The organism is Lentzea sp. CC55, assembly GCF_021056325.1.
GTDB lineage: Bacteria > Actinomycetota > Actinomycetes > Mycobacteriales > Pseudonocardiaceae > Lentzea > Lentzea jiangxiensis.
Genome location: NZ_JAJCXE010000053.1, coordinates 1 through 20,028 on the forward strand (window position 1 = coordinate 1; position 20,028 = coordinate 20,028).

Annotated in this window: 16 protein-coding genes; 5 read left to right on the forward strand and 11 right to left on the reverse strand. The window is 68.7% G+C overall.

What is annotated here, in order from left to right; all coding sequences use genetic code 11:
- Positions 1–234 precede the first annotated feature (234 nt).
- From L6E10_RS31795 to L6E10_RS40980, 4 genes are all read right to left on the reverse strand, one after another.
- Complete coding sequence (locus L6E10_RS31795) at positions 235–849, reverse strand: Crp/Fnr family transcriptional regulator (protein ID WP_236223842.1); 615 nt, start codon at positions 847–849, stop codon at positions 235–237.
- 297 nt (positions 850–1,146) lie between these two features.
- Positions 1,147–2,259 (reverse strand): glycosyltransferase 87 family protein, encoded by a 1,113-nt coding sequence (locus L6E10_RS31800; RefSeq protein ID WP_236223843.1) that lies wholly within the window; start codon positions 2,257–2,259, stop codon positions 1,147–1,149.
- 140 nt (positions 2,260–2,399) lie between these two features.
- Entirely contained in the window at positions 2,400–3,026 is a 627-nt protein-coding gene (locus L6E10_RS31805) for a response regulator transcription factor (protein WP_236223844.1), read from the reverse strand.
- Positions 3,023–4,042 carry a sensor histidine kinase gene (locus tag L6E10_RS40980; protein WP_236223845.1) on the reverse strand — a complete coding sequence of 340 codons (1,020 nt, stop codon included), beginning with the start codon at positions 4,040–4,042 and terminating at the stop codon, positions 3,023–3,025. The genes L6E10_RS31805 and L6E10_RS40980 overlap by 4 nt, the downstream gene beginning before the upstream one ends.
- A 266-nt stretch (positions 4,043–4,308) precedes the next feature.
- Between L6E10_RS40980 and L6E10_RS31815 the strand changes: the two genes are divergently transcribed.
- Entirely contained in the window at positions 4,309–6,648 is a 2,340-nt protein-coding gene (locus L6E10_RS31815; RefSeq protein ID WP_236223846.1) for an RNA-binding domain-containing protein, read from the forward strand.
- 70 nt (positions 6,649–6,718) lie between these two features.
- Here L6E10_RS31815 and L6E10_RS31820 read toward each other — a convergent pair whose 3' ends face one another.
- A complete protein-coding gene (locus L6E10_RS31820) occupies positions 6,719–7,951 on the reverse strand; it encodes an aspartate aminotransferase family protein (protein WP_236223847.1) in 1,233 nt (410 codons plus the stop codon).
- 77 nt (positions 7,952–8,028) lie between these two features.
- On the opposite strand from L6E10_RS31820, the gene L6E10_RS31825 reads away from it, so the two are divergent.
- The 4 genes from L6E10_RS31825 (at position 8,029) to L6E10_RS31840 (ending at position 13,932) form a co-directional block, all read left to right on the forward strand.
- Positions 8,029–8,901 (forward strand): LysR substrate-binding domain-containing protein, encoded by an 873-nt coding sequence (locus L6E10_RS31825; RefSeq protein WP_236223848.1) that lies wholly within the window; start codon positions 8,029–8,031, stop codon positions 8,899–8,901.
- Positions 8,902–8,942: 41 nt separating this feature from the next.
- Positions 8,943–9,947 carry an LLM class flavin-dependent oxidoreductase gene (locus L6E10_RS31830; RefSeq protein ID WP_236223849.1) on the forward strand — a complete coding sequence of 335 codons (1,005 nt, stop codon included), beginning with the start codon at positions 8,943–8,945 and terminating at the stop codon, positions 9,945–9,947.
- A 76-nt stretch (positions 9,948–10,023) separates the two neighbouring features.
- A complete protein-coding gene (locus tag L6E10_RS31835; RefSeq protein WP_236223850.1) occupies positions 10,024–10,872 on the forward strand; it encodes an aminoglycoside phosphotransferase family protein in 849 nt (282 codons plus the stop codon).
- 30 nt (positions 10,873–10,902) lie between these two features.
- A complete protein-coding gene (locus L6E10_RS31840; protein ID WP_236223851.1) occupies positions 10,903–13,932 on the forward strand; it encodes a BTAD domain-containing putative transcriptional regulator in 3,030 nt (1,009 codons plus the stop codon).
- A gap of 21 nt (positions 13,933–13,953) precedes the next feature.
- On the opposite strand, the gene L6E10_RS31845 is transcribed toward L6E10_RS31840, so the two are convergent.
- The 6 genes from L6E10_RS31845 to L6E10_RS31870 form a co-directional block, all read right to left on the reverse strand.
- Complete coding sequence (locus L6E10_RS31845; protein ID WP_236223852.1) at positions 13,954–14,727, reverse strand: ABC transporter permease; 774 nt, start codon at positions 14,725–14,727, stop codon at positions 13,954–13,956.
- Entirely contained in the window at positions 14,724–15,674 is a 951-nt protein-coding gene (locus L6E10_RS31850) for an ATP-binding cassette domain-containing protein (protein ID WP_236223853.1), read from the reverse strand. Before L6E10_RS31850 ends, L6E10_RS31845 begins: the two co-directional genes overlap by 4 nt.
- Before the next feature lie 67 nt (positions 15,675–15,741).
- Positions 15,742–16,860 (reverse strand): MalY/PatB family protein, encoded by a 1,119-nt coding sequence (locus L6E10_RS31855; RefSeq protein WP_236223854.1) that lies wholly within the window; start codon positions 16,858–16,860, stop codon positions 15,742–15,744.
- Positions 16,861–16,912: 52 nt separating this feature from the next.
- The gene (locus tag L6E10_RS31860) at positions 16,913–17,659 is read right to left on the reverse strand and encodes a glucose 1-dehydrogenase (protein ID WP_236223855.1); all 747 of its coding nucleotides are present in this window, start codon (positions 17,657–17,659) and stop codon (positions 16,913–16,915) included.
- The gene (locus L6E10_RS31865) at positions 17,660–19,165 is read right to left on the reverse strand and encodes an aldehyde dehydrogenase family protein (protein ID WP_236223856.1); all 1,506 of its coding nucleotides are present in this window, start codon (positions 19,163–19,165) and stop codon (positions 17,660–17,662) included.
- An 8-nt stretch (positions 19,166–19,173) separates the two neighbouring features.
- Complete coding sequence (locus L6E10_RS31870; protein WP_236223857.1) at positions 19,174–20,022, reverse strand: SDR family NAD(P)-dependent oxidoreductase; 849 nt, start codon at positions 20,020–20,022, stop codon at positions 19,174–19,176.
- Positions 20,023–20,028: the final 6 nt, after the last annotated feature.

Here is a 20,028-nt window from a genome sequence, read left to right on the forward strand (position 1 = left end):
CTCGCCATCACGAAAGCACCGGCGGCGACACCGAGAACAAATGCGATGACCACGATTCGAATCATTGACGAAATCGTGCAGTAGACACCCACTACGGCACACTCCTGACCACAGCTCCAGCCGAATTTGATTTCCGAGTTCGCCGTTTTTCTGCTCGAACGGCGCCTCTTCAGAATGACTGGGCCACGGGAGGATCACAGCGCCCCGTGACACACAGGCCGTGTGCCACTTGGCTCAGATCTGGGTGAGTGAGCGCAGCACCTCCGGCCGGTGGACGACGATGCGCTTGCGTCCTGTGCTCAACACGCCGCGGGACCTCAGCACGGCCAGAGCCCTGGCGACAGCCCGCCGCGAGCCGCCGAGCTGACGTGCGATGTCCTCCTGGGACAACGGGGTGCGGACCTCTACACCTTCGGCCGTGCGGATGCCGCGCTCGTCGATGAGTTCGACCAGGTGGTGGGCGAGCCGTTTGCTGACGTCGAGCGCCGCTGATCCGACTCGTGCCCGCTCCGCCTCGCGCAGCCGCGTCGCCATGGTGCTCATGAGGGCAAGTGCCACCTGATGCCTGTCCTTCAACACGGCGAGGAACTGGCTGCGGGAGTACTGCACCACGTCGACGGGCTCGATCGCGCGTACAGAGGCCGTACGCGTCCACCCCTGCAGTGCAGCCAACTCCCCCAACACGTCGCCCGGGCCGCGCAAGGCGTAGATGATCTCGCGTCCGTCTTCGAGCACCGTCGACACACGCACCCATCCCGATTTGACGACCTGGACGTGGTCGGACGGGTCGTCCTGGTGCAACAGCACGTCGTTGACGGCGAACGACCGGCCTATGCCGCGAGTCAGCAAGAACTCGCGGTCACCATCCGGGAGAAAAGCGAGCAGACTTCCGTCGACATCACCGTGGCGCACGACCACCTCCGAGATCCGAGCACAGGGCTTCCGACGCACTTGCACCATTCATGCACATTGCACACAACGAAATCAATCAGAAAATCGTTGCCATGCAATTCAACAACCGGTCGCGACAGGGAAAGCTGGCGCGCAGAACGCCGTGAGCAGGCCTAACATGGGTCCCATGGGTACTACGACGACCCTGGAGCTGACTCCTGAGGAACTGGTGCTCCTCCGGCACGCGTTGCGCCACTACCTCTCGGACTTCGGCCACGAGGAGGCCGACATCCGGCGCCTGACCCGTGCGCTGATCGGCAAGCTGCCGGCGCACCAGCAGAGGAACGCGAGTCCCAGCCACACGTAGGTGTTGCCGGCGAGGTGCTGCCACCAGGTCCAGGCGAGCTCGCGGTCGCCGGCGCTCGGCAGCAGCCAGTGCGGGCCGACGGCGAACACCGCCACGGCGGCGGTGCGGGTGTGGCCGCGCAGCAGCACCAGTGCGGGTGCGATCCACACCCAGTGGTGCGACCAGGACACCGGCGAGACGAGCAGGCCCGTCACCGCGACCGCGACGAGGGCGGTGAGGTCGTCGCGCAGCCTCGGCAGGACCGCCACGGTGAAAGCGAGCACTGCCAGCGCTGTCACGAGCCACACCACCTCCGGGAGGCCGAGGCGGAACAGCAGGCCGCGCAACGACTGGTTCGCGGTGAAGCCGAGTCCGCCCACGCGGCCGGGGTCGAGCACCGCGTGCGACCAGAACCGCTCGGACTGCTCCGGTGCGAGCAGCCAGCCGAGCAGGCCGCACGACGAGAACGTCGCCACGGCGGTCAGCGCGGGCCGCCACCGCTTGCGGGACAGGAAGAACAGCAGGAAGACCAGAGGTGTCAGCTTGATCGCAGCGGCGAGGCCGACGAGCAGGCCGCGCGGCCACGGCGTGCGCGGCAGGAGGCAGTCGGCGGCGACCAGGCCGAGCAGGACCAGGTTGACCTGGCCGAGGTCCAGGCTGATGCGGACGGGTTCGAGCAGCAGGCACAGCGCGGCGAGGCCGAAGCCGGACGGCGCGGCGGTGTGGCAGGCCGCGGTGAACAGTGCGATGGCGGCGGCGGTGAACAGCAGTGCCGAGAGTGGCAGCGGCATCGGGGAGAGGCCGCTGAACAGCAGTGCCGCGAACGGCGGGTAGGTGAACGGGAGTTCCTTGGGACCGTGGAAATCGGCGGTGTAGAGGTCGGTGCCCGCGCGCCACGCCTCACCGCCCGCGAGGTACACGCGCAGGTCCAGGACACCGCTGCCGAAGCTCCGCACGGCCACCCAGGCGAGCAGACCGGCGACCACGGCACCCCAGAGGCGGCGCGCGAGCACGTCGTTCACAGGCCAGAACCCTTCGTCCACAACGAAATCCGATGTGGACGAGCCTGGCGCGCGCGGACGTGCCGGCGGATCGGCCCGGCAGCGGCGAGATCATGGCCGGAGGGGCAGCCGTGACGCCCGGACTGGCCGGACGGTCATGGTCAGGTGGCCACCACGTGCGCGCGGAAGGCCCACGCGACGATCTCCACGCGGTTGCGGGCGCCGACCTTGGTCTGCACCGAGGCGAGGTAGGCCTTGACCGACGACACGGAGACCTTCATCGCCGCGGCGATCTCGTTGTTGCTCAGGCCTTGGGCGACGTGCCGCACCACGTCCAGCTCGCGCGGGTTCAGCACGCCGGCGTCGGCGTTCGGCACGGGCGGCACCGAACGCCGCAGCACGCGCAGCACCACCTGGGGCGACACGAGAACGTCGCCTCGCGCGGCTGATCTGACGGCCTCGGCGAGCAGGCCGGGGCTCGCGTCCTTGGTGAGGAACCCGCACGCGCCGAGGTCCAGCGCCTTGTCGAGCACCTCGTCGCTGTCGAACGTCGTGACCACGACGACGCGGGTGTGCGGCGCGAGCCGGCGGGTGACCTCCAGGCCGTCGAGGCCCGGCATCCGCACGTCGACCAGGCACACCTGCGGCTCCAGCTCACGGGCGCGCTGCACGGCGCTGACCCCGTCCGGGACGTCGGCGACGACGCTGATGTCGGGCTGGGCCTCCAGGATCAGCCGGAACCCGGCCCGCACCATGTCCTGGTCCTCGGCGATGAGCACGGAGATCACGCGCGCACCTCCAGCGGCAGCTCGGCGGTGACGAGCCAGCCCTCCCCGGTCGGGCCCGCGAAGAACCGCCCGCCCAGCTCGTGCACGCGTTCCCGCATGCCCACGAGTCCGAACCCGCCCGAGTGCGCCGGTCGCGCGCGGCCGTTGTCCACAACGGACAGTTGCACCGCGCTCGCGCCGAGCCGCACGTCCACCTCCACTCTCGTGGCGTCGAAGGCGTGCTTGCGCACGTTGGTCAACGCCTCCTGCACCAGCCGCAGCACCGACCGCCCCAGCTCCGGCCGCACGTCCTGGGTCAGCTCGACGGTCGTGCGCACCGGCAGCCCCGACCTCTCCGCGAGCCGGTGCAGGTCAGCCGTGAGGTCGGTGGTGGCGGTCGCGGCGCCGTTGTCCCGCAACGTCCTGACCATCGCGCTCATCGCCCCCAACGCCTCCGTGCCGCCCTCCACGATGCCCGGGATCATCGCGCAGGCCTTGTCCTTGTCCTGCTCCGCCACCACCAGGGCGGCCTGCGCCTGCACCAGCATGCCCGTGACGTGGTGCGCCACCACGTCGTGCAGCTCGCGGGCCATGTCGAGGCGTTCGTCGCGGCGCGCCCGCTCCTCCGCTGCCGCCGCGAGCGCCTCGCGCGACCGCTCCCGCAAGCGCAGCAGCATCCCGCCCGCGACCATGATGGCGCTCAGGATCAGCATCAGCTGAACGGAGTCCGCGCGGCTGAGCATGGTGTGCGGGCGGTAGAACGCGGCGTGCTCGAAGACGACCAGGAGTGCCGCGATCGAAAGCACGGCCACGGTCGGACGGGTTCGCCACGCGTGCAGGAACACGACGACCAGCACGACGGCGCCTTCCACCATCGCGTAGACCGGGTGGTCGACGAAGGTGTCCGCGCCCACTCCCTGGCTGCTGCGCAGCAGCACCGCCCGGTCGAAGCCGATGATCCGCCCGGTGACCACGAAGCCGCTGACGCACAGGACCGCGGTGGCGATGAGCAGTGATCTGCGGCGAAGTCCCCCCACCCGTCCGATCGTAGGAGCACGGGTGCCGGACGGCCTCGGCTGGCTGACCGAGGCCGGGTGGCCATGTGGTCAGACGCCGATCTCTACGAGCTCTCAGTGGCCAACCGCATGACTCGTTCCTACAAACGGGTGACGCATGTAACCACATGCAGTGAGCACGCGACATAGACGATACACCGACGAAGATCCACAGCGAAGAACTCACCGCTCGGCAGACGCCACTGATAGGGCTCTTCTGCCCTTAGCCCAAATAGAGGTGAAGTAGGTTGAATCTCGCCGTACTCGAGCGGATGGTGCGCCAGGCGGACTTGAGCCTCGACGCACTCAAATACTTCATAAACTGCCGCGGCGAATGCGAATGGCTAGACTTCAAAGAATTTCTGACACTTGAAAACGACAGCGAGACCGCAGCCTTTACTAAAGACGTTCTCGCCATGAAGAACGCAGGAGGGGGTTACATAGTAGTTGGGGTCCAGGACAAAACTTGGGTTCCCGTCGGCTTGCCCGAACAGTTGCCTTATGACGGGAAGATGCTTCGCGACAAAATCCGTAAAGCAAGCGGTCTAGACCTCGCGGTAGACATCGTGCAGCACACCCTTCGATATCCAGGCGAATCGCGCTGGTTTGCAATCATCTACGTTCGCTCGACAAGAAAACGCACTAAACGCAGAGCACCTTCACTTGTAAAAAATGACTTTCGACCAAAAGAAAAATACGGACTTCGCCGAGGCGAGATATATTTTCGCCGTGGCGACTCTACCGTGCGCCTCGATGACTACCAGGAACTTGAAGATTTACTGGAGGAGCTCGAATACCGCTCAGATCACTCGACCGTCGTAAATGAGTCGACGCATAGCGTATTCGCCGTAAATGAAGGCTTCTACCGACTTCTTGAGCCTGACTATAGATTATTTGTAGGAAGGGAGACTCTGCGCCAAAAACTTGTCAAAGCAATCCTCGAGAACCCTCGAATTTGGATTATTAATGTTCATGGTCCCGGCGGAGTGGGCAAGTCAGCACTAGTGACCTGGGCCGTCTATGATTTCTACCAGAAGCGCACTTTCGAATCAATTTTGCAACTCACAGCAAAAGAAACGGTGCTATCGGCGACGGGAATTGCGCGGACCACTAGCCGCACCTTGTACTCCCTCGAGGATCTTCTAGATCAAATTCTCAATCTTTACGGAGAATCTTGCCCCGATGACCTGGAGAAAAAACGTGAACTTGCGACACAATGGCTCTCTTTGGAACCCACCCTTATTGTCTTGGACAATCTCGAGACGGTTGATGACGGACGAATACTAAGCTTTGTCCAGAATCTTCCAGAAACATGTCTAGCAAAGTTCGTAATCACAAGCCGAAGGAGAACCGGAGGCTGGGAGTTACCAGTAACCGTACCCGAACTGGATGAGGAAGAGACGCGCGAACTCGCAAAGACCAAGGCAAGTGAACTTGGCCTCGAGTTGAACATAGATGGCAAGACGCTGCGAGAGCTTACTTCTGCGACTGGGGGCTTGCCGTTAGCAATCCAATGGACATTAGGGCAGTACAAGCTGTGCGGAAGCCTTAAGCAAGCCCTCAACGCTGTACGAGGTTCAGACTCTCCTGTTCTTGAATTCACTTTTAGAAATATCTGGGACGTACTGTCCTCCGATGCGCGTCGACTACTGGCAGTTATGTCCATCTTCGAGTCACCTCCGACTGAGCAACTCCTGCTTTGCGCGATGGATATATCTGCGGATCGATTGGCAGATGCACTGGTGGAGCTACAAGAAGCAACACTGCTGACTAAACAGATCAATCCAACCGATGGCCAATCAGTTTATGTAGCACTCCCAATCACCCTCTCCTTTTCCATGAGCAGACTTCCTCAGTTTGGGCCTCTTGAGTTAGAATCGCGCACTCGTCTGCAAAAGTATATGGAGCGGATGGAAATGCAGTCTTGGGAGGTCGCCGGGTTCGATCGCACCTTCGATCGGTTCGGCGTCGCTTCCGAGACCGAAAAACGCGGTGTGATCTTGTGTCGACGCGGTGAATCTGAAACATTTGCTGGCAACTTCGACGTCGCCGCCGATCTTTTCAACCAAGCGCGCGACATGGCTCCGACGAGCGCTTATGTCTATGCAATGAGCGCCAGCTTCGAATTGGCGCGCCAACGGATCGGACAAGCGCTCAAGTTCGCGGATATCGCCTGCACGCGGGCGACTAAACTGACAGGCGCTCTTGCCTACACCGTAAAAGCGCGAGTGAGCAACGCTAATAAAGACAAAATCGGTCGCATCTCCGCACTGCGCAGAGCTCTTGACTACGCACCTGACGATGTAGTTTTAAGGCACCAGCTTGGCGTCGCGCTAAGCCATGCCGGAAAAAGCCATGAAGCAGTTGCCGAGTTCACCAAAATAATTGAAATTGAAAGCCAGAGAAGCACTCCGACGGAAACCTTGATCATGGCATTGAAGACCAGGGTAATAAATTACAGGCGGATGGGATGGACAGAGGAAGCCGACACGGATCTAAGAATGGCCAATAACCTTATTGCGCAGCATTCTCACCTCGCCAGCCAAGCCGACCACATCGCCGAACTTCAGAACCCCTCGATATTTTGACGCAACTACAACTAATCTCGACTATCACAAAGGAAATTTCTGCGGATGGCCGAATGGCCATCCGCAACCCTCAGCCTACAGAGCCGATGGCCTCGTCCAGGATGCTCACGCCGAGCGCCAGCTCCTCCTCCGTGGCCGTCAGCGGCGGCGCGATCCGGAACACCCCGCCCATCCCCGGCATCTGCACGATGTTCATGTGCAGGCCCAGTTCCAGGCACCTCCGGGTGATCGGCGCGGACAGCGACTCGTCCGCGATCTCCAGTCCGACGAGCAGCCCGCGCCCGCGCACGTCGGTGACCAGCGGGTGGCGGGAGGCGATGTCGGTCAGGCCGTTGCGCAGGACCGCGCCGAGCTTCGCGGCCCGCTCGTCCAGCCGTTCCTCGATCAGCACGTCCAGCACCGTGTTGCCGACGGCGGCCACGAGCGGGTCCGACACGTGCGTGGTGAAGAACAGGTAGTTGCGGGCGTGCGCCTCGGCCTCGATCTCGGCGGAGGTGACCACGGCGGCCAGCGGCAGGCCGGCGCCCAGGGTCTTCGACAGCGTCAGGATGTCGGGCACCACGCCGTCGCGCTCGAACGCGTACCAGGTGCCGGTGCGGCACAGGCCGGTCTGGGCCTCGTCGAAGATCAGCAGCATCCCGCGCTCGCGGCACTTCCGCTGCAGCGCGGCGAAGTAGCCCGGCGGTGGTTCCAGGATGCCTCCGGAGGAGAGGATCGGTTCGACGATGCAGGCGGCCAGCGAGCCGACGGACTGGGCGTCGACCAGGTCGAACGCCAGGTCCAGCTGCGCCTGCCAGTCCCCGGCCGACGGCGCCGGGATCGCGAAGTTGCCGGGTGCGGCGGGGCCGTAGCCCTTGCGGCCCGCGCTGTAGGTCGCGGCGGCCGCGGCGGCGGTCATGCCGTGCCACGACCTCGCGAACGCCACCACCTCGTGCTTTCCGGTCACGAGCTTGGCCATGCGCAGCGCGGCCTCGTTCGACTCGGCGCCCGTGGTGAGCAGCTGCACCTTGGACAGCGACGGGGGCAGCGTCTCCGCCAGGCGCCGCGCCAGGTCCACCACCGGGCGGCTGAGCATGCCGCTGAACAGGTGGTCGAGGTTCGCGATCTGGCGCCGCACCGTCTCGACGATGCGCGGGTGCGAGTGGCCGAGGATCCCGCTCATCTGCCCGGACGTGAAGTCCAGGACGCGGCGGCCGTCCTCGGTGAAGAGGAAGCTCCCCGACGCGCTGTCGATGATCTCGCGCGTGAACGTGCCGCCGTAGCGGACGAGGTGGCGGTCGACGTCGTCCCAGAAGTTGTCCATGCGGAAGACGCTAGGACGCGCCGAGCATCAGGTCTATGTCACGATTCCACGCTCGCTGTTCGGAAATACTGCACAGCATGACGCTCAACCCGTGGCGCCTGCGCCTGCTCAGCCAGCTCGACGCGCTGGGCACCGTGCGGGCCGTGGCACAGGCCGCGAACCTGAGTGCTTCGAGCGTGTCTCAGCAGCTCGCGGTGCTCGAGAACGAGACGCGCACTCAGCTGATCGAACGGACCGGGCGGCGCGTCCGGCTCACCTCGGCCGGGCTGATCCTGGCGCGGCGGGCGCGGTCCATCCTCGACCAGATGGAGGCCGTCGAGGCCGAACTGCGCGGCCTGAACGACGAACCGTCCGGCCTCATCCGGCTCGGCGCGTTCCAGAGCTCGATCCACACGCTCGCCGTGCCCGCGGTGCGGCGGCTCGGCCACCCGCACCTCGACGTCGAACTCGTCGAGATGGAACCGCACGCGAGCATGCCCGCGCTGCTGGCGGGTGAGGTCGACGTGATCATCACGACCACCGACTTCGTGGAGCAGCCGGTGCCGCGCGACATCGACGTGGTGCCGCTCGGCGAGGACCCGATCGTGCTGCTCTCGCCGCCCGGGCAGCCGCGCAACGACCTCGCGGCGTGCGCGGAGGAGCCGTGGGCGTTCGACGTCCCCGGCTCCTACATGGCGAACCTCGCGACCCGGTTGTGCCGGCAGGCGGGGTTCGAGCCGAGGGTCGTGGGCAGGTTCAGCAACTACATGCTGACGCTCGAGCACGTCGAGGCCGGGCTGGCGGTCGCCGTGCTGCCCGCGCTCGCCGTCGACCGGCGGTTCGACGTGGTCGCGAAGGAGCTGCCGGTGACGCGGAGGATCACCGCCGCCGTGCGCCGCGACTCGCGCGCCGCGATCACCGTGGTGCTCGACGCCCTGCACGCGGTGGTTCCAGCATCCGGAACTAGTTGAGATGTCATCTAAACTAGGGACAGACGACTGAGGAGGGTTCCGTGCCCCGCAAGACAGAGCCGCTGCGGAAGCTGGGTTTTCTCACCATCGGACTCTTCGACGAGCACGATCCGGGAGCCGGTCACCGGGCCACCCTGGACGTCATCGTGCTCGGCGAACAGCTGGGGTTCGACAGCGCGTGGGTGCGGCACCGGCACCTGCAGTTCGGCATCTCGTCGCCGGTCGCCGTCCTCGCCGCGGCGTCCCAGCGGACCAGCCGCATCCAGCTCGGCACCGCGGTCATCCCGCTCGGCTGGGAGAACCCGCTGCGCCTGGCCGAGGACCTCGCCACGGTCGACGTGCTGTCGGGCGGGCGGCTCAACCCCGGCGTCAGCGTCGGCCCGCCGATGCACTTCGACGACGTGAAGCAGGCGCTCTACCCGGAGACGGCCGACGTCGAGAACTTCGGCTACGACCGCGTGCGGCGGCTGCTGGACTTCGTCGGCGGCGAGAAGGTCGCGTCGTTCAGCGGCGTCGAGGGCATCGAGGTCTGGTCGGACCGCGTGCAGCCGCACGCCGCCGGTCTGCGCGACCGCATCTGGTACGGCGGCGGGAGCCTGCGGTCGGCGACGTGGGCGGGTGAGCACGGCCTGAACCTGCTCACCAGCAACGTGGTCCAGTCCGAGGGTTCCGAGGACTTCGCCGAGACCCAGCTGGCGCACATCCGGACGTTCCGCGAGCACGGCGGAGGGCGCGTGTCGCAGGGCCTCGTGGTGATCCCGACCGACTCGGCCACGCCCGAGCAGCGCGCGAAGTACCGGGCGTACGTCGAGGGACGGGCCGGGCGCATCGGCAAGACGTTCGGGCCGCGCCGGATGATGTTCGAGCGCGACCTCGTCGGCACGTCCGCGGAGATCGCCGAGCAGCTGTACGCGCACGCGGCGTTCCGGGAGGTCGACGAGGTGGCGTTCGCGCTGCCGTTCAGCTTCGAGCACGAGGACTACGTGCAGATCCTCACCGACATCGCGACGGGGCTCGGCCCGGAACTGGGCTGGTCGCCCGCCTAGCGCCCACCACCACGCGGCCTCGGCAGCTTCCCGGCGCCACATCGCCCCGCACCCGATTACATTCGCGGGAGTGACTGTGGAGCGGATTCTGGCCGCCGCCGGCCTCACCGGCGCTCGGACCAGCCCTTTGGGCGGCGGTACGTACAACTCGGTGTACCGGGTGTCGGCGCACGAGGGCGAGTTCGTGCTCAAGGTGGCACCCGGCGAGCAGCCCGGCCTGACCTACGAACGGCAGCTGATCCGCACCGAGGCCATGTTCTGCACGCTCGCCTCGCCGGTCGCGCCGGTGCCCCGGGTCGTGCACACCGACAACGCCACGTTCCTCCTCACGACGTTCCTGCCGGGCACGCCCGTTTTCGGCCGGTCCGACCTGGACCGGCCGCTGCTCCGCCGCCGGCTCGGCGAGACGACGCACGCACTGCACGAGGTGACCGGGCCCGGGTTCGGCTATCCGCAGCTCGGGCTGCACGACACGTGGACCGGGGCGTTCTCCGGCATGTTCGAGGCCGTGCTGGCCGACGCCGAACGGTACGGGGTGCGGCTGCCGACCGCCGACCTGGGCAAGCACGCCAAGGCGTTCGACGAGGTGCGGCGGCCCGCGCTCGTGCACTTCGACCTGTGGGACGGCAACGTCCTCGCCGGCACCGGGCTGACCGGACTCGTCGACGGGGAGCGGGCGTTCTGGGGCGATCCGGTCGCCGAGTTCGTGTCGCTCGCTCTGTTCGGGACGATCGAGGACGACGAGGACTTCCTGACGGCGTACGGCTTCGAGTTCACCGACTCGGCCCGCGTCCGGCTGGCCGCCTACCAGGCCTACCTGTACTCGATCATGCTCACCGAACGGGTGCCGCGCGGCGTCGCCGACGCCGGGTTCGAGACGATGATCACCGACGCGCTCAAGCGCGCACTCGGCGTTCTCGCCTGACCTCGGCACGTGATCTGAGAAGCTGGACCTGTGCGCGTGGCATTGCTCGGCCCCACGGCGGTCGAGACCGACGACGGCACACCGGTGGACATCGGTGGTGCCCGCGTCCGCATGCTCCTGGCCCGTCTCGCACTCGACCCCGGCCGGCCGGTGCCGACGACGACGCTGATCGACGACCTGTGGGGCGAGCAGCCGCCGGCCGACGCCGGCAACGCCCTCCAGTCGCTCGTGTCGCGGCTGCGCAAGGTCTGCCCGGTCGCGCTGGAACCCGGCGGGTACCGGCTGGGCGTCGCGACCGAGGACGTCGACGTCTTCCGGTTCGAACGGCTGCGCGCCGCCGGACGGCCGGGCGAGGCGCTGGCGCTGTGGCGGGGTGACGCGCTGGCCGACGTGCGGGAGGCTCCGTTCGCCGGGCCCACCGCCGCCCGTCTCGAACAAGCCCGGCTGTCCGCCGAGGAAGACCACGGTGAGCTGGACGTCGCCGCGCTGATGGCGTTGCACGAGAAGCACCCGCTGCGCGAACGACTGGCCGGTCTGCTGATGCGGGCGTTGTGCGCGCAGGGCAGGCAGTCCGAGGCGCTGCGCCTCTACGCCGAGGTGCGCGGCAGGCTCGCGGACGAGCTGGGCGTCGACCCCTCGCAGGAGCTGCAGGACGTCCACCTCGCGGCGTTGCGCGGCGAGCTCGGGCCACGGCCCGTCGTCGACCGGCTGCCGGTGCGGCTCACCAGCTTCGTCGGGCGTGACGACGAGCTCGCGGAGATCACCGGGCGGCTCGGCCGGTCCCGGCTCGTGACGCTGGTCGGGCCCGGCGGGGCGGGCAAGACGCGCCTCGCCACCGAGGTGGCGGCGCGGCATCCGTTGCACGGCAAGGGACGCGTGTGGTTCGCGGCGCTGGCGAGCGTGCGGGCGGCGGAGGACCTGGCCGGTGCGGTGCTCAGCGCGTTCGAGGTGACGTTCGCCGGCGACCCGCGGCGGCGGGCGGGCGAGGGCATGGACCGGATCGCCGAGGTCCTCGGTGCCGGGGAGTCGTTGCTGGTGCTGGACAACTGCGAGCACCTCGTCGGCGCGGCGGCCGAGTTCACCACCGAGCTGCTGCGCAGGGTGCCGAACCTCCGCGTGCTGGCGACCAGCCGTGAGCCGCTCGCCATCGACGGCGAGTCGCTGTGCCCGGTCGGCCCGCTCGCCGTGCCGAACGGTCAGGCGGACCTGTCCGGCTTCGGCGCGGTGCGGTTGTTCCTCGACCGCGCGAGCGCCGTGAGACCGGGGTTCCGGCTTGACGAGTCCACTGTGGACGACGTGCGGCTGATCTGCCGCAGGCTCGACGGCATGCCGCTCGCGCTGGAGCTCGCGGCGGCGCGGCTGCGGTCGATGACGGTCCGGCAGATCACGCAGCGCCTCGACGACCGGTTCCGGCTGCTCACCTCGGGCAGCCGCACCGCGCTGCCGCGTCAGCGCACACTGCGCGCGGTCGTCGAGTGGAGCTGGGACCTGCTGACCGAGGAGGAGCTGCGGCTCGCACGGCGGCTCGCGGTCTTCCCGGCCGGCGCCGACCTCGCCGCGATCGAGGCGGTCTGCCTGCCGGACGCGCTGTACGTGCTCGCGTCCCTGGTGGAGAAGTCCATAGTGGACGTCGTCGAGATCGCGGGCGAACCGCGGTACCGGATGCTGGAGACCATCAGGGTCTACGCCGACGAGCAGCTCGACGCGTCCGGTGAGAAGCGGGAGGTCGTCGGCCGGTTCCGGCGCCACTACCGCGAGCTGACCCAGCGGTGGGAACCGCTCACCCGCACCGCGCGCCAGCTCGAGGCGATCGACGTGTACGAGGCGGAGCAGGACAACGTCGTGGCGGCCCTGCGCGGGGCGATCGACGACCGCGAGGTCGAGCTGGCGGCGGACCTGCTCGGCGGCACGTTCTGGTACTGGCTCGTCAAGGGCGACAACGAACGCGCGGAGATGTCGGTGCGCGACGTGCTCGCGTTCGGCGACCTGCTGCCGCCCGACCGCTACGCCACGTTCCGGGCGATGCAGCTCATCATGGCCGCGGTGCCCGGTGTCACGGACGCCGCCGAGGCCGCGGCGGTCATCGAGGACTGCGTCGGCAGCGGCGCCGTGCAGAAGTACCCGTCGCTCGCGATCGCGTTGCCCATGCTCGGCTTCCTGAGCCAGAACTTCGAGCTCGCCCGGCGCGAGGTGGAGCGGGCCGCCCGGAGCGAGGACCCGTGGGCACGGGCGGGCGCGGAGTGGGCGCTGAGCTTCATGCTGGTCGACGAGGGCGACCTCGAAGGCGCCGAACGGGCCCGTGACCGCGCGTACGACCAGTTCACCGCCATCGGCGACCGGTGGGGGTCGGCGATGACGCTCGGTATGAAGGCCGCGTTCGTCTCGCACACCGGCGACAACCAGGCGGCGATCGACCTGTACGAGCGCGGGCTGGCGGTCGCGACGGAGCTGCGGTCCCAGGACGACGCCGTGCAGCAGCGGTGGCGGCTCGCGGTCGAGTACGCGCGGATGGGGGACCACGCCGCGGCAGAGCGTGAGATCACCGGCGCCGAGGAGTTCGTCAGGACGGTCGGCAACGAGCAGCTGTCCATCATGCTCGACTACGCCAAGGCCGAGATCCGGCTGCGCGCGGGCAGGGTCGAGGAGGCGCGTGCGCTGAGCACGGCGTTCAGGCAGCGCGTCGCGACGCCGACCGCGCTCGGGTCGTTCATCGCGGAGTGGGTGGCCATGCTCGACGCGCGCATCGCCCTCGCCGACGGCCGGTTCGACGAGGCCGCCGGGTTCGCCGCGGTGGCGGTCGGGACGACGTCGGAGCGCGCCGACATGCCGGACCTGGCGACGGTCACCGAACTGCTCGCGCTCGTCCGGCACTCCCAGGGCCGCGCCGGGGCGGCCGCGCGGTTGCTCGCCCTGGCCCAGGTCGTCCGCGGAAGCCTCGACATGGGCGACCCGGACGTGCGGCGGCTGGTCGCGGAGCTGGGCGAACCCGAACGGCTGGCGATCACCAAAGCCGAGGCGCTGCGGCGGATACGCGAAGAGGCGGGCTTCAGCACCGGCTGAAGCCCGCCCGTCCCCCTCGGCTCACACGCGCTTGCGGTAGGCCCACGTCGCCAGCGGGAAGAAGACCGCCACGGCGGCGACCATCCAGACCAGCGACCCGGTGAGCGGCCCGGCGATCGCGCCCCCGTTGAGCAGGCCGCGCAGCGCGTCGGAAAGGAGGCTCACGGGGCTGATGTCGGCCCACGCCTTGAGCCAGCCCGGCATCGTCTCGGTGCCGACGAACACGTTGCTGCCGAACGTCAACGGCATGATCAGCACGAACATCATGCCCTGCACGGCCTGCGGGGTCTTGAGCAGCATGCCCACGAAGACCGAGGCCCAGCAGAAGCACAGCCCGAACGCGATCGTCAGTCCCGCCGCGACCAGCAGCTCGACCGGCCCGGTCTGCACCCGGAAGCCCATGATCGTGGCCACCACGAGCAGCACGACGATGCACACGACGTACCGCACGACGTCCGCGAGCACCGCCCCGACCAACGGCGCCGAACGCGCGATCGGCATGGAGCGGAACCGGTCGAACACGCCCTTGGACACGTCGGTGTTGAGCTGCACGCCGGCGGTCATGCTGGCCTGCAGGATGTTCATCACCATGATCCCCGGCACGAGCATCTGCAGGTAGCTGTCGGTGCTGCCGGCGAGCGCGCCGCCGAACAGGTAGGTGAACATCACCAGGAAGACGATCGGCGCGAGCGTGACGTCCATCAACTGCTCGGGGTTCTTCCGGATCTTGAGGATTCCCCGCCAGGCCAGCGAGAAGCCGTGGCGCACGCCCCGGTCCAGCGCGATCGTGCTCATGCCGGGCTCCCTTCTGCCTGCTTGCCGGTCAGCGCCAGGAACACCTCGTCGAGCGAGGGCAGCCGCAACGCCAGTTCGTCCGCGGTGATCCCGGCGTCGTCGAGCTTGCGGACCAGGGTGGACAGCAGCACCGGGTCGTTCACCGGCGCCGTCAGCAGTCCGGTGTCGTCGTCGCGCGTCGGCCGCGCACCGGTCAGGTCACCGAGGATCCGCTGCACGACGTCGAGATCGCTCAGCGACGTGGGCCGCACCTGCAGCGTCTGCCCGCCCACGCGGCGCTTGAGCTCGTCCGGCCGTCCCTCGGCCACCACCCGGCCGTGGTCGAACACCGTGATGGAGTCGGCGAGCTGGTCGGCCTCCTCCAGGTACTGCGTGGTGAGCAGGACCGTCACGCCGTTCGCGACGAGCCTGCGCACCACCGCCCACACCTCGTTGCGGGCGTGCGGGTCGAGCCCGGTGGTCGGTTCGTCCAGGTAGAGCACGGACGGGTTGCCGACCAGGCTGGCGGCGAGGTCGAGCCGGCGGCGCATACCGCCGGAGTACGTCTTCGCGGCCCTCCCGGCGGCGTCGGTGAGCTCGAACTGCTCCAGCAGCTCGGCCGCCCGCGCCCTGGCCCCCGCCCGCGAGTGGTCGAGCAGCCGCGCGAGCAGCACGAGGTTCTCCGTGCCGGACAGGTCCTCGTCCACCGACGCGTACTGCCCCGTCAGCCCGATCAGCGACCGGACCGCTCGCGGGTCCTTCACGACGTCGTGCCCGTGAACCGTCGCGTGCCCCGCGTCCGGGCGCAGCAACGTCGCCAGCACCCGCACCGCCGTGGTCTTGCCCGCGCCGTTCGACCCGAGCACCCCCACGACCCTCCCCTGGGGCACCTCGAGGTCGACACCGTCCAGCGCCTTGGTCTCCCCGTAGTGCTTGACCAGGCCTTCTGCCCTGATCGCGAGCGCCATCGTTCCTCCCTGTGGTTCCGGGAGGAAGCCTGCGCCGCCGCGCTGGCAGACCGCGCACAGCGCGCTGTCAGCCCCTGGCAGCGGCCGCCATCCGGCGCACGGCCTCGGTGATGATCTCGGGTGACGTGCCGAGGTTGAACCGCACGTGCCCCTCTCCGCCGCTGCCGAAGTCGGCGCCCGGCACCAGCGCGACCCGCGCCCGTTCGAGGAAGAACGCCGCCGGGTCGTCGCTGATCGCGCGGCAGTCGAGCCAGGCGAGGAAGGTCGCCTCGGAGGGCGTGTAGCCGATCTCGGGAAGGTGCTCGGCGAGCAGTGCCCCGAGCAGCGCCCGGTTCTCGTCGAGACCGCCGAGGAGCGCGTCGAGCCAGTCGCCGCCCTCCCTGAACGCGGCCGCGTGCGCGATCGCGCCGAAGTGGCTCGGCCCGTCGCCGACCTCCTCTGGCAGGTCCGCGAGCTCGTCGGTGCCGGCGATCGCGACCGCCGCCCGCACCGCCGCGAGGTTCCAGCCCTTCGACGCGGACATGAGCGACATCCCGCGGGGATCGACGCTCACGTACGGCACGAACCTCGCGCTGCCCGACACGACCGGGGCGTGGATCTCGTCGGCGATCACGCGGACGCCGTGGCGTGCGGCGAGCTCGGCGAGGGCTGTCAGCTCCCCGGCGGTGTGGACGGTGCCGGTGGGGTTCTGCGGGTTGCACAGCAGGTACACCGGCCGGTCAGCCTTGACGTGCCGGAACGTCCGCTCCAGCAGGTCGAGGTCGAGACGGGCGTTCTTCAGCGGTGCCTCGACGACCGCACGGCCCGCGCTGCGGATGAACCGGTAGAACGGCGGGTACACCGGCGGGCTGACGATCACCGGGGCGCCGGGGCCGGACACCAGCTTGATCAGCTCGACGGCGCCGAGCATCACGTCGGGCACGAGAGCCGTGCGGTCCACGGGCAGGTCCCAGTCCCAGCGCTTCTTCGCGAACGCCGCGAGGGCCTCCTGGTAGGCGGTGCCGGCCGGATAGCCGGTGTCGCCGAGTTCGAGGGCGTCGACGAGGGCCTTCTTGATCGGCTCGGCCGGGTCGACGTCCATCTCGGCCACCCAGAGCGGCAGCACGTCGTCGGGGAACTCCCGCCACTTCACGCTCGTGCGCCGCCGCAGGCGGTCCAGCGACAGGGTGCTCAACGGGTTCCGCATGCACCCCAACGTAGGCCAAACCCGGGGGCGCGGCCGTTCATTTGCGCGCTGATCAGCTCAGCGCGTGCGTCGCCGTCGCCCCTCCGTCCACCACGAACTCGCCGCCCGTGCAGTACGCGCTCTCGTCGCCGGCGAGGAACAGCACGACGTTCGCGACGTCCTCCGGCTGCCCGATCCGCCGCAGCGCCAGCTTCTTCCCGATCGGCGACACGTCGATCGGCCGGCCGAGCGCCTCGCTCACCATCGGGGTGTCGATCGCGCCGGGGTGCACCGAGTTGACGCGGATGCCGTGCTGTCCCAGTTCCATCGCGGCGACCTTGGTCATGCCGCGGATCGCGAACTTCGACGCCGTGTACGCCACCAGGTACGGCATGCCGCCGAGGCCCTCGACGGACGACACGTTCACGATCGAACCGCCGCCCGCCCGCCTCATCGACGGCACCACCGCGCGCATGCCGAGGAACGTGCCGACCTGGTTGATGCCGATCACGCGCTGGTAGTCCGCGAGCGTCGTCTCCGCCAGGGCGGAGAAGTGCAGGACGCCCGCGTTGTTCACGAGGACCGTGATGTCACCGAACACCGAGGTGGTGAACGCGATCGCCTCGGCCCACGACTCCTCCGACGACACGTCGAGGTGGCAGTACTCGGCGCCCAGTTCGGCGGCCAGCTCCTTGCCCTGCTCGTCGAGGACGTCGGTGATGACCACCCGCGCGCCCTCGGCGGCGAACCGGCGTGCCGCGGCCGCGCCCTGACCGCGCGCCGAGCCGGTGATCAGGGCGACCTTCCCGTTCAGGCGCATCTACATCATCTCATCGGTCAGCGGCATCATCACGGTCTTGAGCTCGGTGTAGGCCTCGTAGGCGCTCTGGCCGCCCTCGCGGCCGAGGCCCGACTGCTTGTAGCCGCCGAACGGGATGTGCGGTTCGAGCTGGAAGCCGTTGATGCCGACCATACCGACGCGCAACGACTTCGAGACGCGGAACGCGCGGCGGACGTCGTTGGTGTAGACGCCCGCGCCCAGGCCGTACTCGGTGTCGTTGGCGATGCGGATGGCGTCTTCCTCGGTGTCGAACGGCACGACCGTCAGCACCGGGCCGAAGATCTCGTCGCGGGCGATGGCCATGTCGTTGGTGGCGTCGGCGAAGATGGTCGGGGCGACGAAGTTGCCGGACGCGAGATCTCCTTCGAGCCTCGTGCCGCCGGTGACGAGGCGGGCGCCGTCCTCCTGGCCGCGTTCGACGTAGCCGAGGACGCGGTCGAGCTGCTTGGCGTTGATCAGCGGGCTGGCGAGCACCGCCGGGTCGAACGGGTCGCCGAACGTCACCGCGCCGGCGAGCACCTGCGCCATCGAGAGGAACTCTTCCTGGGCGTCGCGCTGCACGAGTGCGCGGGTGTGCGCGACGCACGCCTGGCCGGACAGGCCCATGGTGACCATGCCCATGCAGGTCATCGCGGCGAGACCGACGTTGGGGGCGTCGGCGAACACGATGGCGGGCGACTTGCCGCCCAGTTCCAGGGAGACGCGCTTCATCGTGCCGGCGGAGGCCTCGACGATCCGGCGGCCGACGGCGCGGCTGCCGGTGAAGCTGATCTTGTCGACCAGCGGGTGGGTGATCAGCGCCTCGCCGGTCGGGGTGCCGGGGCCGGTGACGAGGTTGACGACGCCTTCGGGCAGGCCCGCTTCGAGCAGCAGCTCGACCATGCGGATCACGCAGAAGCTCGCGTACTCCGACGGTTTCACCACGACCGTGCAGCCCGCCGCCAGCGCGGGGGCGAGCTTCTGGGCGAACAGCACGAACGGCGCGTTCCACGGCAGGATGGCCGCGACGACGCCGACCGGTTCGCGGAACGTCATCGCGAGGTGGTCGCCGCCCTGGTACGGCGGCAGGGTCTGGCCGCCGACCTTGTCGATCCAGCCCGCGTGGTGGTCGAAGATGTCGGCCGCGATGCTGACCGAGGTCGCGTAGATCTGGCCGAACGACAGCGGCACGCCGTTGTCGAGCGCCTGCAGGCCTTTCAGCTCGTCGGCGTGCTCGCGCAGCAGATCGCCGTAGCGGCGCAGGACCTTGATGCGCTCGCCCGCCTTCGACCGCGGCCACGGGCCCTCGTCGAACGCCTTGCGCGCGGCGCGCACGGCGGCGTCGACGTCCTGCTCCGACGCGACGGCGAAGCTGCCGACCTCCTCCCCCGTCGCCGGGTGGCGGTGGGTCCAGGTCTTGCCCGCCTCGCGGAACTCGCCTCCGATGAGGAGCCGGCCGTCCTTCAGTCCCAGCGTCTCGCGGTGCGGTTGGACGGTGAGCGTCACAGCTCCTCCTACAGGGCCATCGTTTCCGTACAGGCGAAAGTCCTCTGCGGATCCCGGTCGGCGAAGTGGCCGTCGAGATCGGTGAACGAGCCGAACTCCTGCTCGACGGTCGGCGGCGCCATGAGCGCGACCTTGCCGCCGTGCACGACGAAGACCTGCCCGTTGATCTTCTCGGCGGACGGTCCCGCCAGGTGTGCCACGAACTTCGCGACGTGTCCGGGGGCCAGCGGGTCGTCGCCCTCCGGCGCCTCGCCGAACACGTGCGCGGTCATCCCCGTCCTGGCGCGCGGGCAGATCGCGTTGGCGCGCACGCCGTACCGGCTCGTCCCCCTGGCCGTCGCGACGGTCAGCGCGGTGATGCCCGCCTTGGCCGCCGCGTAGTTGGCCTGTCCCTCGGACCCGAGCAGGAACGCCTCCGACGAGGTGTTGACGATCCGGGCGTAGACCGGTTCGCCCGCCGCCTTGGACTGCTGCTTCCACAGCGCGACGGCGTTGCGCGACAGCAGGAAGTGACCGCGCAGGTGCACCCGCACGACCAGGTCCCACTCGTCGTCGGTCATGTTGAACAGCATCCGGTCGCGCAGCACGCCCGCGTTGTTCACGACGACGTGCAGCCCGCCGAACTGCTCCACCGCGGCGGCGACGAGGGCGTCGGCGGTGCTCCGCTCGCCCACGTCCCCTTCCACCACGACGCACTTCGCGCCCAGCCCCTCGATCTCGGCCGCGGCGGCGCCTGCCGATCCCGGCAGGTCGTTGAGCACGATCGAGGCACCGGCCCGCGCGAGCTCGAGCGCTTCCGCGCGGCCGAGCCCGGCGCCGGCGCCGGTGACGACGGCGACCTTCCCCGCGAGGTCCACAGGAGA